This is a genomic window from Anaerococcoides asporogena (assembly GCF_029590275.1).
In the GTDB taxonomy this organism is placed as follows: Bacteria; Bacillota; Clostridia; order Clostridiales; family Clostridiaceae; genus JG1575.
The window spans coordinates 947,597-962,130 of the sequence record NZ_CP120965.1 but is presented as its reverse complement, the minus strand read 5'-3'; the positions used below and the strand labels follow the sequence as shown (position 1 = coordinate 962,130).

Genomic DNA, 14,534 nt, shown 5'->3' with positions numbered 1-14,534 from the left:
TCATTATTCGAAATTACAATCCGTTGATTCCAAAGAAGCAATAAAATCTCCTCACCGGTAAGAGACCGGAATTGAGGAAAGATGTTTAATCCAATTCTGATAAAGTCATTGCCTGCATTGCGCATTGTACGCGGATTCCCCCGAATGAACCCGGAATTCTCTGCTGTCCCTTGGAATCAGACAGGTTTTCATATCGGTAAGTATGAATGCACCTGGCAGCTTCCTCTCCTCATGGTTAAAATCTTGACTTTCAAAAGTCAATCCTGTTTCGCAGCATAATTGAATGCTCCCTCCTGATCAACAGAGCGTTCTGTTGATCAGCAAGGGAGCATTTCTGGATTTTATAAAGGGGATAGAACCTTAAGTCAGTCCATTCTTAGGTCCACTGGGGAATGCCAGAGATTCGGTAATCAGCTTATCGATCATCAGGCATATAAGAACTGCCCAGGTCTATTTCCTGAACTGGAATTTGGCTTCATGGCTGGTGCCGTCCTGAAGTACGACAATCAGTTTCTTGCCTGTGCCGCTCCAGCTCTTTTCTGTTTTCCACACATAGATATACTGGTCAGCAATCGGATCGTAGGTCAGCTTGCTGGCACCTGCGGTAACGGTTGTTTCGACTATATCCGTGTCAGCATCTGTATCCACAATAAATGTCATTACCTTGGGATAGCCTTCAGCCATGATATTGAGTCCCATATCGCCACCGAGACTGAACTTAATCGGAATTGCGCTTCCAGCCTTCGCAATGTTTACTTTGGACATATCCACAGGCTGGAAGAAGCCTTTGAAATCGTACTTTACCGTAACGGTAAATGAACCCGTTGCTGTATTGCCAAAGTCATCCTTGGCTGTTACAACAACTGTTGATGTTCCGAGCGGGAACCAGGTTCCGGAATTCTGTGAATATGTGATCTCAACATCCTGGTCCACCAGATCAAAGGCTGTTGCGGGATCATACTGGACCAGGGCTCCGGCAGAACTTACTGCAGTCACTGTAAGATTGCCTGGGACAGTCAGTTCCGGAGGCGTCGTATCAACCACCGTTACCGTGAACGCTGCTGCAGCTTTGTTTCCTGCTGCGTCAGTGGCAGTCAGGTCAACCGTAGTAGTTCCCAGTAGGAACGTTGACCCGGAAATGGGGGCTGCGATTACTTCGACAGCTTCATCCACAAGATCCCAGGCAGTCGGGTTAAAGGTGACAACCGCACCGGAGGGCCCAGTTGCTTCAGCTGTCATGTCATCCGGTACCGTAATGTCAGGAGGCGTTGTATCCTTAACGGTTACCGTAAAGGTCTTGCTGGCGGAGTTGCCTGCCCCATCTGTGGCCGACACCTTTACCGTCGTGGTGCCCAGGGGGAACGTTGACCCGGAAATGGGGCTGCGATTACTTCGACAGCTTCATCCACAAGGTCCCAGGCAGTCGGGTTAAAGATGACAACCGCACCGGAGGGCCCCGTTGCTTCAACTGTGATGTCATCCGGTACCGTAATGTCAGGAGCTGTCGTATCCACGACAGTTATCAGGAATGAATCCGTGGCGGTATTGCCTTTGCTGTCACTAGCTGTCAGGCTGACTGTTGTTGACCCCAATGGGAATTTCGAGCCGGAGGCTGGCATTGCCGTCACGGAAACGGCTCCGTCCACTGCATCCAGGGCTGAGACGGTGAAATCAACGAACGCTCCATCCGGCCCAGTTGCTTCAACAGTCATGTCGGCCGGTTTTGTTATAACTGGCGATGTTGTATCACTTGGCAGATTGTTTGGAACTATAACGGAATACGTCGCTGCCTTACCCATTTCCAGTGGGTCCGTAGTACTTGTATTGGTTATGTCAAACGCTTCTACTGAAAGATCAAACGTCCCAAAGCCTTGGCCGGAGGCTACCGTTACTTTCCCTTTCTCGGAGAATGTTGTGGTAGTTCCCGGTGACTGAGGATCAACTGTAAAGGACTTGGGGGCTGATCCGGTGAAAACCCCATTGTTCAGGGTCCATTCGGTGTAAATCTGAAATGTAGCAGTACCCGTTTGCTTTTTCTTCACCGTGATGTCGATGGTGATTTCTGCTGAATCACCTGGAATCAGGGTTACTCTGTTAAACGGCGCATTAAGATCAACCACGCTGGTATCAAGAGTACTGGCGAACACGCTGGAGACGGAGCTAAAGAAGAACAATGCAGCAGTGAGAAGTGAGAAGTGAGAGTGCGGTACGCATAATTTTTTTCGGCATGTGTGATTCTCCTCCTGTTAATTTGTGAGTCCGTTATGATTCCTTTTCCTTCTAAAAATAATTCCGTCCGATCCCTCCCATTCGTAGAACAACAGCACCTCCAATACCCTTCAAAGCAGAAGAACTATAATTTTAGAATGATTATATCGTGCAACCAACATTATTAATACTATTATTATTTTACTAAAATATTAATTAACGATAGGTTGTAACCGATATAAAAATGATAATTTAGTAATCAACGCTGATTTGATGGTTGACCGGGCTGAGCAGTAAGACCCGATCCTTGTGACCTCTTCTGACACATGCACCAGGGGCACCTCCCGTCGGAGGTGCCCCTGGTGATCATTCATTCTCGTTATTAAGATGGGGAATGCTGTGCGGGTCTTTTATATCCCTTCGCTTTTGGACTGGTAATGCTGGGCCTGGGCCTGGAACAGCCGGCGATAGAGATTGTCGCTTTCCATCAGTTCAGCATGGCCTGCAAAGGCGACGACTTTTCCCTGATCAAGCAGGAGAATCTTGTCGCAGAACAGGGAGGAACTCATCCGATGAGAGATGAAGACGGTGGTTTTGCCTCGGACCATTTGGGCGAAATGCTGGTAGATCTCGCTTTCGGCAAAGGGATCCAGCGCGGCCGTTGGTTCATCCAGGATCATCAGCTGGCCTTCCTTGAGCATACTTCGGGCAATGGCCAGTTTCTGATTTTCTCCGCCGGAAAAGTCAATGCCCCCTTCATGAACCTGTTTATCCAGATAGGTGTCCAGACCGTGGGGAAGCCTCTCCACTTTATGCTTCATGTCGACCATGGCCAGTCGCTCCCAGATTTCCTGCTCGGTTCGATCCCGGCCCAGATTTTCCTTCAAGGTGAAGGGGAAAAACTGAAAGTCCTGAAATACGGTGGCCAGCTGATCCAGGTAGCTGCTGTACTCATACTCCCAGATTGGCACCCCATTGTAGAGGATCTCGCCCGCCTCCGGTTCAAACAGCCGGCAGATCAGTTTCACAATGGTGGTCTTTCCGGCATTGTTGATGCCAACGATGGAGATATGTTCTCCCTGCTCGATCCGGAAGCTGACTTCTTCCAGAACGAGCTTTTCGGCCTTGGGATAGCGAAAACTGACATTGCGAAACTCCAGGCTTTCCAGTGGACCGGGCTGCCTGTTTCCGCTCTTCATCCGACTGTCCGGAATCTGCATGAATTCCACAAAGGGATCGAGCATGTCCAGGCTTTGAGCGATTTGAAAAACTCCGTTCATGGCACTTAAGAAGGACTGGGTGAATTGAATGGCGATTCCGACAAAGAACGTAAAATCACTGACCGAAAGTTTCCCACCCAGCTGCCCCTGAGTCCGGTACGCCGCAAACAGCATGATGACAAGCGTAATCAGGTACTGCAGGACGGCCTGGGAGGCCGCAATTTTTCCGCGAACCATCCGCATCCGCATCAGCCACTGATTGGAGTCCATGTTGAGCTGATGGACCAGCCGCACGATCATCGGTCCCAGATTAAACATGCGGAAATCTTTCTGCATGGCGTCATCATAAGCTTTCCCGAAATAATAGTTGTAGACCCGGTTGACCGGAATGACTTTTTTCATCAGCTCCCCGGCGCGCCGGATGCCCGCCCGGGAGATCAGGGTGGAGAGGATCGTCAGAGCGGCAATGATGCCGAACACCGTTGGACTGAAGGCCAGCAGCAGAACCGTTACCGTCAGAAGCGTAAACAGGCCTGAGATGATTTCCACCAGTGACGCGAACAGCAGATCGAAGGCCCGATACGCCGCCAGGGCAAACTGGCCGCGTTCCCGCAGATCCAGGGTTTCCGGGTCTTCCAGGTGGGCATAGTCAATGGACATGATCTTATGGGAAAACAGTCGGATGTACTGAAAGTTCAGGATCTCCCGATTGATTGACTGGCGGTTTTCAATCCATTTGCTCAGGACTGACAACATCAGGCGAACTGCGACAATGACCAGGATGAGCAAGGCATACCGCTGAAAATCGTAGTTTTGCAGGTATCCGTCGATCATCAGCTTGGGAATGGAGACCGTGAACAGGATCTGAACGGTGCTCACGATGCCTGAAGCCAAAAGCCAGAGGAGCGCTGCGGGGTTTTCCCGGAAGATCAGCCGGCTCAGAATCAGCAGCGGTTTAAAAGTCTTCATGGGCGCCCTCCTGGTAATATCTCTTCTGGGTGTCAAACATCTGGCGATAAATCCCGCCTTGCTGCATCAGTTCGTCGTGAGTACCCCGCTCCCGGACCTGCCCCTGGTCAAGCAGGATGATTTCATCACAGAACTGGGTGCTGGCCAGGCGGTGCGAGATAAAGATCCCGGTCAGTCCGTCCATCAGATCATCAAAATTTCGGTAGATGTCGGCCTCGGCCAGGGCATCGAGTGCCGCTGTCGGTTCGTCCATCACCATGATTTTAGCCTCTTCCTGATACAGCGCCCGGGCAATCATCAGTTTCTGGTTCTCGCCGCCGGAAAGGATGACTCCTTCCGGATCCACGATCTTTTGCAGCGGGCTGTCCATTCCGCGGGGGAGCGCTGAGATTTTTTCCCAGATCCCGGCCCGGCGCAGCGCCCGCTCAATTCTGGGGTAGTCAGCCGGCTCATACTCGCAGGAGACATGCTGGGCAATCGTGATTGCCAGCGGTTCCACTCCCTGGAATACCACGGCAAACATCCTGCGCATATCACTGAGGGAATACCGATGGTAATCCGTACCGTTGATCAGAATCCGGCCCTGATCTGGCCGGTACAATCCCATGAGCAGCTTAATCAGAGTGGTTTTCCCCGCTCCGTTAATTCCCACCAGAGCAATGGTGTGTCCGGCGGCAATGGTGAAGCTGACATCATGCAGAACCAGTTTATCGCTTCCGGGGTAGCTGAAGCTGACCCCTTCAAACTCAATGGTCGGAGCACTTTCAAGGGTCTGATGGTTCTCTGCCGAGGCACTGCTCCAGTTCGTTTCGACATAGCCGAAATATCTTCGGACATCACGAAACTCCGTAAAGACAAAGCTCACCGCCTGCGATACGCGCAGAATAACGAAGCTCATAGTGGTCAGCGTGGTGAGATAGAGCACAAACCGCTCAAAGGACAGACCTTGCTCCCGGGCCTGGATCAGCAGCAGCAGCGACAGGAAATCCAGCAGGATCAGGAGCAGGAAGCTGATGGCATACCCGGTGGTGTCGATCCGATAGTGCCACTGCATGATCTGTTTCAGCTTGGTGATCTCCTTGCCAAAGTAGTCCATCAGGAGCGACCGCATGCGGTAGAGCCGGATGTCCTTGCCGTATTTGAAATCAGTGGCGATCCAGCTGTACATGCTGTTCTTGCGGTGGGTCGACTGCCGCTGGGACCGACGGCGATTCTGGATCGAGCTGACCGCTCTGGCGATCAGGAGGCAGCCCAGAATCGGCAGCAGATAGAGGGGAAACAGCCAGGGACGAAGTGTGGCCATGACGGCAGCCAGGACCAGCCAGGAAGCAATGTCTGCTCCCAGCGGAAAGAATTTATGGTAGATTCCTTCCAGTCCGGTATCGTTGGTCCGGGTCGCCTGAGTCGCCGTTTCCATCTCATCCTGAAAGGTGGGATCCTCGAAGTACTTCAGATCCATGGTCGTCATGGCATTAATGTCCTTGAGAAAGTAATTCCCTCGAATCTGATTCAGCGGAGTGTAGGCGATCACCTCGCTTAAGATCATAAAGACTTTCAGGGCTCCCGCGCCGATGGCGAAGACCAGGATCACCTGGATTGCCCGGGGCAGCGCCCCCTGGTTGAGCAGTCCCGCAATCAGGCTCATGCTGAACACTTCGCTGAAAGACAGGGCTGCGCTGGCGATCCAATGGAGGATGTACAGCACCCGTTCCCTGGTTTCGACTTGCGCAAGCATCGTCCGGGCGGTTGCGCCCGACGGTGCGTCAATGATTCTCTGATTCTGCATGATGGTTCTCCTTGTCATGGCGGATCCGGTCCGCCGGATCCAATTGTCATCAAATAATAAGTTCAGCCTTCTGAAATGCCCAGCCGGGCAGGACATGATACAGGCAGCAACCCCATCACCGATCAGGTTGCTGCCTTGCAAATCAGATGTTTTAGCGTGGCGTTTCCTGCTTTGTGCTATTCTTCCAGTGCCCAGAGATGATGATCCCGCCGGAAGAATAAACAGACTGCAATGCCGGCGATGGCCAGGAAGAAGAACAGGAAGGCCGCTCCTGAGCCTTTCTCCGCACCGAAGAGTGTGGTTAATACTCCTGGTTCCCTGGCCGCCATAAAGGGTTCAAAGACCCGATCCACCAGAAAGCCTCCCAGCAGATAGCCGAGCGGAATTGTAAAGAACTGCAGGGTATTCCTGGCCGAGAAGACTCTCCCCTGCATTTCAACGGGGATATGGTTTCGCAGCAGTACTTCCATGTTCGCCCCCATCACCGGGATGAAAATCCATCCCAGGACTGCCCCGATTGACCAGATGGGAACGGTTCTGCCAAAGGCCAGAAAGAAGTTTTCTGTGCTCATGGAGAAGAGCAGGCAGTCGCAAATCACCTTCACCCGGCTTTTCGGGCGGGCAGGACCGAAACCATTACGCTGCCGGCTAGTGAAGCAATCCCCACGGTTGCGTTGACAATGCCCAGACCAGCTTCCCCGCCGCTGCTGCGTGACAGAATCAGTGCGGGAAAGGCCGCATTGTACTTGGACGCAATCAGATTGATGGCGGCTAAAAAAAGAATTAAATCCAGAATCCCCGATGATCCCTCAGGAATTGAAGGCCCGCCTGAGCCGACTGGAACAGGGTTTCCCCGGGGCGATCCTTCCGTTCCAGTTCCGGAATATGAATCCAAAGGGCTAGGCAAAGAAATGCAATTCCGAATGTCAGCAGGTCAAACAGAATGACCGCATTCATTCCCCAGAGGGTAAGAATCATGGTTGCGATAATCGGAGTTAGAACTCCGGTCAATGAATTCGAGAAAGATCGCAGACCGCTGACTTTCTGATAATATTTCTGCGGGGTCAGGAGGGTAATCGCAACGCCGGCTGATGGCTGCTGGATCGTGTTCATCAGCCCGTTCAGGGCATTCAGCAGATAGATGTGCCAGATTTCCAGCTTCTCAGTCTGCAGAAGTATCAGGATAGCGATCGTACAGCATGCGGCAAAGGTATCACACAGCAGCATGGTATGTTTTTTGTTCCACCGATCGCTCAAGGCTCCGGCGAATATGCTCATGATGACATAGGGCGCATAAGAACAGACCGCGATCAAGGCGGTGATTAAGGCCGAATCATACTGCTGATAGGACCAGATGACTAACGCATAATTGGTCATGGCGCTGCCCAGTGATGAAAAGGACTGCGAAATCCATAAAATGATACAATATTTCAAGTCTCTGAGACTTGTTCTGATTGATTCCATTTGACTTTACTCCTTTAATATATATTTTGATATTAAAATGCAAAGTCAAGATAGGACCTGATGTTACTCCATGCCTGTTGTCCTATATGACCGTGCATGGAGCTGAAACAATGCAAAGAATCACTTTCGCTGCCTCCTGATCAATTGAAGTTGATTGAATAAGCCAGTCTGATCCTGTGATCAGCCGGGCAATGATGAGTTGATGATATCGCTATCCTTTCGGATGGCCGGAGAAATAATCCGACAGAACCTGCCGGCCTTCCTCCCGGAGTAATCCGGCGCGAACGACTGGCTGAACATGCGAATGCCGGAACACCAGGTCAGAGCAATTGCATCCCGGTTCATTCAGAATCTCTGCCAGATCCTGATTGCTGGCGGCGTAAACCAGGGTTCCCAACGTCATCCAGACCAGCGCTCCGCTGCACATAAAGCACGGCTCACAGCTGGAATAAAGGGTATACTCACTTAAATCAGTGATCCCGGTTTCCTCGCAATATCTTCGAACCAAACCGATTTCAGCATGTTCCGTGGGATCTGTTTGGGAGTAGATCTGATTTTCATTGGTATAAACAATCTCCCCATCCTTGACCAGTACCGCCCCAAAGGGCTCGTTGCCATGTTCAACCGCCAGAGCTGACAGTCGAATCGCTTCCTTTAAAAACAGTTCATCCTTCATGCATTCTCTCCTTGGGATTATTTAGAAATTCGTTTACTACCTGATTGAAGCTTCCCTCAACCAGATGATGAGTGTTGATGGAGTAGTATAACTGCCATGCCTTCAGCTGCTCCCAGCTTCCCAGAAAATTTCATTTTCTGTTTCCCAAAGAATTTCATAACCCGCATCCGGTTGCTCCAGGAAGTTGTTATGGGACACGGGAATATATCACTTAGTAGGAAGGCCATTTATGCAACATTGTATATCAGCATTTGATTATTCTACAATAGCTATTCCCTCAACTCTGTATGGTGTGAGTTGCTGTTCTATATCTTCATGCTTCTCAGGAGGCCTTCCCGATCCATCTGGAGTCATCCCTTAGTCATGCCGGATTCCTTACGTAGTCACTTTCCTGTTGATTTGGTATGAAGTGAGCTTACATGATTGCCCCCTTGATTCGGATTCATCTCTTGATTCGGATTGATCCTGAAACTGCTTCCTGGTCTGATGCTAAGCACTTGTACCAAAAACCGGATTTAATTGCTCCATCAAACAGCACTTGCTTCAAGTCACCAGAATTGCCTTGAAATCAATCCTCAGCTGGCTAACAATTCCGATCGGTTGATTCCGTACAGCGCCCCATCGCCTTCTCGGGATTTCTCAGGATCATGCCTCGTACCGGAACCATCCCGAATTTCTCATAAAAAGCAGTCATCGTCTCATCGCAGCATAGGTCGACCATGTAGAAATCTTTCGTCTCCTCAAGAGCCAGTTCTGCCAACTTTCTTCCGATTCCCCGATTCCTGTATCTGGGCACAACTTCAAGCAAAGGAATATAGGCAGACAGGATTCCATCGCTTATTATGTTGATGAATCCGACGATCTTCTTCCGATCGGTATCCAGTGCCACAATGGATTTGAAGCTGTCCTTCAAGATGCTTCGATGAACCGCCTGATCCGGGTGGGCTGGCCAGCCCTCAAAAAATCCCTCATCCAAGTCCCATCCGTTTAGTTCTTTTGTATATACTCTATATTCGATCATCGATTTCCCTCTTCTTCATTCCGTTGTTCCTGACTCAACCAATGTTCCTGGCAGGGACGATTCGAACAGATATCATCCCCCTTTCATCAAGCAATATCCCAGGTTGCAGCATCAGTACATCCGCTCTGCATCTGGCTTGGCAGCCGGCCTGAATCCGCTTGATCCGGCAACCACTGGTGATTCTTTCAGAGTTCCTTGGTAAAGCAGATGATTCGGTTCGCTTCCTTGAACTTCATCGCCCTATGGAAATGATAGCTTTCTTCATTGTCCAGTTCACAGTCACTGGCATATTCCTTGCAGCCCTGCGCTTTTGCCCACTTCTCACATTCAGCCAACAGCTCTCTGGCATATCCCTTCTGGCGATATGCCGGCAGTACAAAAATTCCTTCCAGGTAACCCACCGGACTGGTTTCGGTTCCTTCGACATAGTCATGCCTTAGTTGGCATTGCGCAAAACCGACAGGCGTTCCCTGTTCGCAGATCAGAAAGAATCTGGAATGGTCTTTAGAGATTAATTCTGAAATCTCCTGTTCCATTTCCTGAATGCTGCGACCGTTCCACAGCAAAACAGCCAGATTCGCCACTGCATCCAGGTCCTCTTTCGTTGCTTCCTTGATCCGTGTTTCTTTCATCGGTATTTCTATCATCATTCCCTCTTATTTCTTCCAGTTTCTGGTAGTTCTGGTAGTTCTGGTAGTTCTGGTAGTTCTGGTAGTTTCTTCAGAATCCTTAGGTTTTAGAGTACTTTGCAGTACCTCCTGTTTCTCTTCATCTCATTCAATTCGAATTCTGCGAATCCGTGTTATATGATATTTTTTCGGAACTCTGAAAGCGTCAAAACTGCGTCGAAGGATTCATCTGTGTGCAGTTCAAACACAACGGGGAAAAATTTCAGCTTGCCCATTTGATCTGTCTCCACAATCCTCTGCTTCAGTTTATCGGACAACGAGAGGGTCATGACTTCGGATCGTACTTTTTCCGGAAAATAGATGGTTAACTTGAAATACCCTTCCCAAACCGACAGCCAGAATACAGTAACTTCCTTTTTTCCGCCGCGACTGCCGGTCCAATGATGGAGGCCTTTGCCAAGCCATGCCTTTCCATCGGTATAGTACCGCCACTCCAAGTGGATCTCCCGGCGTTCCATTTCGCTGAGAAACTTAACATAGGTGCTGTAGGCCGTTCCCAGTATTTCCTCCAGCACCTCGCTTGTTGGCTCTATGTCTGGATTCCGAAGCATCTGTTTTTCAATTGGTTTCATGCTGAACAGCCTCCCGCTATGAGTTTGCTTTCCTGCAAAAATTCGGCTATGCCCGACAGGTGTTGTAAATTCTGTTTCCAGGCCAGATTCCTGTCAGCTTTCTGTCTGTTTCCCTTCTACTCCACTCTTTCAGAGCCTTGAAAATAGTCGAGTACACGCAATGACCGCAGGGTATTCCACCGGCTGATCACGCCGGTTGACTCCATTTCAACGTGGACGGCACCTGGATAGGGTGCCGGCAATTTCCACCGGCCATCACTCGTTCGTTTTTTAAGGATTTCCTCTAATGCTTCCTGCAGTCTTTCATCGCAAGGAGCTCCGGCATTTCGAAAATATTCCAAGGCTCGGAGAATATCGTATTTCCAGCGTGTCGGAAATGCCAGCCGCAACATGGCCGGATGGATAATTTCTCCGGTTCTGTCCGATCGGAACAACCGATGCCGCAGGAGAAACTCCTGAGCTCCCCCTTCGATCTGAACCAGTTCATCTCGCCGATAGCCATATCCTTGATCAAGATATTCCCGGATTCCTTCCAGAGTGCTGATTGTGGTGTGCATCGAGCTGTGCCTGGCACCATATCGGTTCAGCATACAATTAAAACCGCCGTCTTCCATTTGCTGGCTGATCACAAAATCCACGACGGATGTGATCGCTTCTTCCTCAATGCCAAAGTAACAACCATAGTTCAGGAACATGCCATTAATGCACAAATCACTTTCGGGCACAGTCACTGAGCCGTTGATCCCGCCATCCATGCCTTTGCATGTTTCAACAATCACGTGGAGTGCCCTCGTGATGCCAGGGGTACACGGAGTACATAGGGATCTCAGGTCGAGCAGGGTGTAATTGGTCGAGGTCCACTTGGGCTGATAGAATGCACGGCCCCAGTGACCTTCCGGGTTTTGTCGCTTCAGCAGCTCATAACCCCAGCCTTCCGAGGCAATTCTTTTTTTTAACTCCCTTAATAACGCTGGATCTGATTTCAGTAAATCCCGATGTGTCTGGTATTGAATGGATACATCCCCCTCCAGCAACCAGGAAATAATTTCCTTGCGGTCCATGCTGATCCCTCCTATTGGCTGTTCATTCCAATGGCTGATAAATCCCAACAACTGATTTATCCCGGCAGTTGAATCGTACAGCCCTCAACCGTATCCCATGGTGGGCCGGTAACAAAGGTATTATCTTACTTGGTGACCGAGCGAAGAGGCAACCGTTGTTCCATCGGTGTGAAAGCGGTTCCTTTCAACCCTCTTCGATCAAAGTGCTTTGACCATAAACAGTTCCATGGGCTGCTCATACCCGGGAAGGTCTAGTGTAAGTCCACCGCAGTCTTTATAACCGAGTTTTCGATAAAAATTCTGGGCATCCTCATCCACCTGAGTTGATACCATCACCATGCCATAGCCGTGGTCTTTCATGTCATTCGCCCAATGCTCCATCAGGCGTCTTCCAAATCTCTTTCCTCGAGACTGGAGCTCCACGAACAGCAAGGTGCAGAATGGCGTATTGTCCCAGAATAAGTTGTACCGCAGAAGGGCAATTATTTAATTATGTTCCAGCAGAACATAGCCCTGTCGGTCACGTATTTTCTTTTGAAATTCACTCTCCGGCAAATGCCGGTCAAGACGGTACCAGCTTTCTTGATCTTCCGGCTGAACAGTTCGAATCTCTACCATGCTTCCTCCTATCTCATGTTTTTACGGTATCTGGCACGGCCGGGCATAATGCCTGAACTATTCGTGCTTGACCGCGCTCATGACAATGATTGACAGGTCATTATTCCTATCGGAATTCAAGAAATCCACGTCATCAAACCTGAGATGTTCTTGTGCCCATATCGCCCAGGGAAACCAGAGTTCTTTCGGATTCTCCATTTCATAACAGGCAGTGATTTCAGCAATACCCGTCTTTTCCCAGAGATGCCGCCACCAGTCCTTGCTGTGGAAGCTGAACATTTCCCCCACCCAGTGTTTTTTCAGCGTCTGGGGATAGCCCTGATCGAATTCTCTGGTTAATCCGGGAACCACGATCCCGATCTGACCGCCTGGCTTCACCAGTTTTGACAAGGTGCAGGGAAAATACAGTTCATCGGCTCCGTAGTACTGATAACTGTCGATGGAAATCACGGCATCAAAGAATCCCTCGGCATAGGGTAGGGCATGGGCTTCGGCATGGATCGGAAATACCCGGTCGCTGATGCCGGCTTCTTCAAACCGCTTCAGGTTCTCCGTAGGACTGATCCATAAATCGTTGGCAAAGACCGTTACCCCAAACTCCTTCGCCAGATACACTGAAGTAATGCCCTTACCGCAGCCCATATCCAAAACCTTCATGCCTGGCTTCAATTCCAGGTGCTGGCACAGCTCTTCGAGCAGCCACAATGGATTCGGGCCCATCCAGTTCTCGTGGATCCAGTTCTCATCATATTGCTCTGTCTTCGGAAATTTTTTCAACAAAGTACTCCCTCCCAATCTTTTCAAGTTCCACAGTCATCGATCAAGGATTAAACCACTATTTTCAGTCGGTTTTGATCATAGGTTGCCAGGCATTCTCAGGCTTGGATTGTATGGCCCTTATTGCTGAATCCGAATGAACCCTCTGATATGCTCATCCAGGTCTCGTTCCACAATCGCGGAAACGTTATTGAAGTTCCCCTCAGCCACCATCATTTTGTTATCAAGATGTTCCAGAACGATGCCAATGTGGTCATGCTCTTTGTCTTCAAAGACTCTGTCATACAAGACGATATCACCGGGCTCCGGCGTAAAATGAGCTTTATGGAAATCATGCCAGTTATGGACATGAGGCAGTTTTGACCATTGTTCCCAGGCGTTGCAGCCTGCAAAGTTACAGGTTATGCGCTGGTCCGGGTATCGTACCGGCAGGTTGATTCCCGCCTTGGTGCAGCAGTAGTACACAAATGCGGCGCACCAGTGATTATCCCATTTATCAAGATCCCAGGCCGGGAATAACGAGATGATCTCTTCAAAATTCGGTTGTGTTCCCATCACAAAACCGTGGAAGCCTCTCTGAGCTTCCTGCCGCGCAACGTTAGCAAGTCTTTGATTCATCTATTTCCCCCAAGTTTAATAGCTCTGCTGGTCTGTCTTGTTTTTTAGAATAGATTCATTTCCTTCTTCAATGACAAAAATGCTCCACTCCTGGATGGTTCATACAGTCTGAGCGAAGGCATTATTGCAGCCCCACTTTATGGATTATTCGACTCTGCCGAGGCTCTAAAATGCTGGCTTAAGCGCAGATCAGCAGCACTGCTTTCATGTTATCTTTTCGATCTCTTCCTGTATCAGTTGTTTTGATATGGTCATCGCGTCAATGATCTTCTGGCACTGCAGATGATAACGGGATCCAATCTCGTGCTTCTGCTGAGCGGCCGCGCATTTGCTGATGATCGAAATAATCGGGGGCAGCGCCTGAGTCAGTTCATCCTCTGAATAGCTTCCAGTTTCTTTCTGCTCAGCGACACAGGTAATCAGATCGCTCGATAGAGCCAAGGATTTCAGGCGATTTCGAAGCAGTGTATTCTGCGGTGAGCCTTCCAGAAATTTCGGCTTTATCTTCTCACACTTTCTAATTGTGGATTCAATTACTTTCAATGCTTGAGCCAGGTCATTCTGTTGGTCCATCATCCTCTTTTTACTCCAATACTTTTCATCAGCACCCCGCAGCATAATTCAATGAATCCTCCATGGACACTCATAGACCATTCATAGTTCTCGCAGAGGCTACGAGAACAGGAAGGCGTTTACTACCCATCCATATCCTCAGGATGATCTCCTACCGGATTTGATCCAATGTTCGCAAGTCCAGATCAGATGTAAACTATAATATCGCTGTCTGATATCCTCATAATATCACCCTTTGATTCGGTTGGTTCTCATTTCAATCGATTCCATGGACTTGATCTC

General features: G+C 49.6%; 14 protein-coding genes and 1 pseudogene. All 15 read right to left on the bottom strand.

The window, feature by feature from the left end; translation table 11 throughout:
* Positions 1 to 450: 450 nt before the first annotated feature.
* Positions 451 to 1,335: a PxKF domain-containing protein gene (locus P6M73_RS04550; protein WP_277854926.1), complete on the bottom strand. Its 885-nt coding sequence runs from the start codon at positions 1,333 to 1,335 to the stop codon at positions 451 to 453.
* A gap of 2 nt (positions 1,336 to 1,337) precedes the next feature.
* Positions 1,338 to 2,120, bottom strand: a complete 783-nt coding sequence (locus tag P6M73_RS04545; protein ID WP_277854925.1) for an HYR domain-containing protein — start codon at positions 2,118 to 2,120, stop codon at positions 1,338 to 1,340.
* 498 nt (positions 2,121 to 2,618) lie between these two features.
* Positions 2,619 to 4,397, bottom strand: a complete 1,779-nt coding sequence (locus P6M73_RS04540; protein ID WP_277854924.1) for an ABC transporter ATP-binding protein — start codon at positions 4,395 to 4,397, stop codon at positions 2,619 to 2,621.
* Positions 4,384 to 6,183, bottom strand: coding sequence for an ABC transporter ATP-binding protein (locus P6M73_RS04535; protein ID WP_277854923.1), 1,800 nt, complete (start codon positions 6,181 to 6,183; stop codon positions 4,384 to 4,386). The genes P6M73_RS04540 and P6M73_RS04535 overlap by 14 nt, the downstream gene beginning before the upstream one ends.
* A gap of 176 nt (positions 6,184 to 6,359) precedes the next feature.
* Positions 6,360 to 7,647: pseudogene (locus P6M73_RS04530) on the bottom strand (MFS transporter).
* Between the two features lie 211 nt (positions 7,648 to 7,858).
* Positions 7,859 to 8,323, bottom strand: a complete 465-nt coding sequence (locus P6M73_RS04525) for a nucleoside deaminase (RefSeq protein ID WP_277854922.1) — start codon at positions 8,321 to 8,323, stop codon at positions 7,859 to 7,861.
* Positions 8,324 to 8,906: 583 nt separating this feature from the next.
* Positions 8,907 to 9,344 (bottom strand): GNAT family N-acetyltransferase, encoded by a 438-nt coding sequence (locus P6M73_RS04520; protein ID WP_277854921.1) that lies wholly within the window; start codon positions 9,342 to 9,344, stop codon positions 8,907 to 8,909.
* Positions 9,345 to 9,529: 185 nt separating this feature from the next.
* On the bottom strand, positions 9,530 to 9,994 hold the full coding sequence (aac(6'), locus tag P6M73_RS04515; RefSeq protein ID WP_347276318.1) for an aminoglycoside 6'-N-acetyltransferase: 465 nt from the start codon (positions 9,992 to 9,994) through the stop codon (positions 9,530 to 9,532).
* Positions 9,995 to 10,146: 152 nt separating this feature from the next.
* Positions 10,147 to 10,605 carry a DUF3788 family protein gene (locus tag P6M73_RS04510; RefSeq protein ID WP_277854920.1) on the bottom strand — a complete coding sequence of 153 codons (459 nt, stop codon included), beginning with the start codon at positions 10,603 to 10,605 and terminating at the stop codon, positions 10,147 to 10,149.
* Between the two features lie 116 nt (positions 10,606 to 10,721).
* Positions 10,722 to 11,666 carry a prenyltransferase/squalene oxidase repeat-containing protein gene (locus tag P6M73_RS04505; protein WP_277854919.1) on the bottom strand — a complete coding sequence of 315 codons (945 nt, stop codon included), beginning with the start codon at positions 11,664 to 11,666 and terminating at the stop codon, positions 10,722 to 10,724.
* A gap of 198 nt (positions 11,667 to 11,864) precedes the next feature.
* Entirely contained in the window at positions 11,865 to 12,140 is a 276-nt protein-coding gene (locus P6M73_RS04500) for a GNAT family N-acetyltransferase (RefSeq protein ID WP_277855733.1), read from the bottom strand.
* A 12-nt stretch (positions 12,141 to 12,152) separates the two neighbouring features.
* On the bottom strand, positions 12,153 to 12,284 hold the full coding sequence (locus tag P6M73_RS04495) for a hypothetical protein (protein WP_277854918.1): 132 nt from the start codon (positions 12,282 to 12,284) through the stop codon (positions 12,153 to 12,155).
* Between the two features lie 57 nt (positions 12,285 to 12,341).
* A complete protein-coding gene (locus P6M73_RS04490; protein ID WP_277854917.1) occupies positions 12,342 to 13,064 on the bottom strand; it encodes an SAM-dependent methyltransferase in 723 nt (240 codons plus the stop codon).
* Between the two features lie 117 nt (positions 13,065 to 13,181).
* Positions 13,182 to 13,679: a CHAP domain-containing protein gene (locus P6M73_RS04485; protein ID WP_277854916.1), complete on the bottom strand. Its 498-nt coding sequence runs from the start codon at positions 13,677 to 13,679 to the stop codon at positions 13,182 to 13,184.
* A 204-nt stretch (positions 13,680 to 13,883) separates the two neighbouring features.
* On the bottom strand, positions 13,884 to 14,255 hold the full coding sequence (locus tag P6M73_RS04480) for a hypothetical protein (protein WP_277854915.1): 372 nt from the start codon (positions 14,253 to 14,255) through the stop codon (positions 13,884 to 13,886).
* Positions 14,256 to 14,534 lie beyond the last annotated feature (279 nt).